Annotated in this window: 1 protein-coding gene; it reads right to left on the bottom strand. The window is 75.6% G+C overall.

Annotated features, from left to right (window positions below):
• Positions 1 to 26 precede the first annotated feature (26 nt).
• A partial coding sequence (locus tag OOT08_RS12110; RefSeq protein ID WP_325092973.1) for a hypothetical protein occupies positions 27 to 2121 on the bottom strand: 2095 nt, incomplete at its 5' end.

The following is a 2121-nucleotide window of genomic DNA, read 5'->3' as shown; positions in this document are numbered from 1 at the left end:
GGGGCGGCGGCCACGCGTTCGCGGATTCAGCGACGTCGGAGCCGAAGCAGGCCGATGCTCGCGCCGCCGGTCAGCAGGACGCCCGCGGCGACGATGAGCGCCGCCGGGGACGAACCGCCGGTCTCAGACAGCGACCCCGGCGTGGTCCCGGTGGGTGCGGTCGTGATCGGCGCGGTCTCGGTCGGCGGAAGCGTGATCGGCGGGGTCGTGGTCGTCGGCGGAACCGTCGTCGGCGGAACGGTGGTCGGCGGGGCCGTCGTCGGGCCCGGGCCCTGGGTCGCGCGGACCACGATCTCGGGGCCGGCCACCTCGCCGAAGACGTCGGAGGCGGCGATCAGCCGCACCGTGACCGGCGCGACGGTCGCGGGAAGCTCCAGGGCGGCAGTCTCCGCCCCGGCGACGTTCGCCGGGGTCGGCGCGCTCGCGTCCACCCAGCCCGCGTCGCCGAGCCGCTGCCAGCGCAGCGAGGCGTAGCCGACGCCGCCGACCGGGGTCGATACGGAGGAGGTCACCCGGACGGGCTCGCCGAGCGTGCCGGAGGCCTCGGTCTGCTCCACGCTCAGCCGCGGCGGGCACAGGGTCAGCGTGACGCCCTCTGGCCAGCCCCACTCCCCCGCGCTCCCGCCGGGCGCGCCAACGGCGAAGCTGTTCGCGGTGACCAGGCAGCCCTCGGCGGAGAAGGCGGCCCCGCTGGTGGGCTGCGGCACCAGGCGGGTGCCCGCGAGCGGGGTGCCGATCGTGAGCCGGTTCCCCACGGCGGCGTCGGGGCGGAAGGAGAAGGGGTAAACCGCAACGGGGGTGCCGAGCTCGACGTTGCCCTGGGGCTGGGTGAACCCGCGCAGGGTTTGCCCGTCGGGGTCGAGCGCGAGCGCCTGCGCCCGATACAGGAACGGCTCGGGGCCGGCCCCGTCCTGGTCGCCGGGGAAGCCGATCCGATCCCGGCTCCGCGTTTCCCCGGTCTCCAGGTCTACGACCACCAGCTCTTGGAACTCGCGGAAGACCCCGGTCGCCGGGTCCTCCTCCGAGTCGACCCGGGTGAACACCGCGGTGCGCCCGTCGCCGAGGGCGAGCACTCGCGGGGCCTGCGGGTCCCAGCCGTCCAGCTGGATCGGGGTCCCCACCCAGTCCGCCAGGGAAATCTCCACGCCTCCGCCGCCGAGCGGGCCGTTCAGCTCGCCGGTGGCCAGTACGGTGCCCCGGGCGGGCACGGCGGCCAGCGGGCTGACCGTGTTCCGGTACGCGACGACGATGGGCTCGCCGCGAGCATCGAGTACGGGATGCGTCTCGAGCACCCGCAGGGTGACGGGGTCGATGACGCGGGCGGTCAGCCCGCCGACCGTCTCCCACTCCTCGGCCTCTTGTGTGAGCAGCAGCGCGTCGCCCGAGGGCAGGAGGCCGAAGGAACTCGCGTGGATCCGCCTGCCCTCGGTCGGGGCGATGAGCGCCTCGGCGACGGTGTCCGCGGTGGCGGAGCGGGCGCCCGGGTCCCCGGAGGCGACGCTGACGAGGGCGAGCGCCCCGCCCTCACTCGCCTCCGTTGGGTAGGCGGCGAGCACACGGCCTGCCGCCGGTGCGGCCACGAGGGTGCCCGTGTTGGAGGACATGCCGAGGTTGGCCGCGCCCACGGCGTCCTCGCGGAGGGGGATTCGGGCGAGCTGCCCGCCGTCCAGCCGGGTCACGGACAGCGAGGTCGGGGCCGGCTGCGCGGGGTCCGCGGGGATGCCCTCGCCCCACCAGCGCCCCGGCGCGTGGCGCAGCCGGTACACGGCGTCGATGCCTGCGTCGTCCGGCGCGACGGCCACCGCGGAGGTGATCGTGCCGTCGAACTCGGGCTGGACGAGGGCCGGGGAGTCCGCCTGCGCGGCAACGCCGACGCCGAGCGTGCCCAGCCCGAGCACGAGCGCCGTCGTGAGTCCGATGAGTGTGCGCCGTGTCGACATCTGTTCCGTCCCGCCCCGAGCCCGGCCGTTCCGGGCGCCTGGAGAAACATACCCCCGACCGGCGGTCAGCACGAAATTGCCCTGGGCGTCGCCGAGCGCCCCGGCAACGGCGACGCCCTCCGCCCGACGGTCGGTCGGGCGAAGGGCGTCTTCGGAGGCTTGCCGGTGGCCTAGGCGAACT

Source organism: Leucobacter sp. M11 (assembly GCF_035726885.1).
Classification (GTDB): domain Bacteria; phylum Actinomycetota; class Actinomycetes; order Actinomycetales; family Microbacteriaceae; genus JAPFRB01.
The sequence above is the reverse complement of the archived record's forward strand: the minus strand, read 5'-3'. Positions and strand labels throughout refer to the sequence as shown.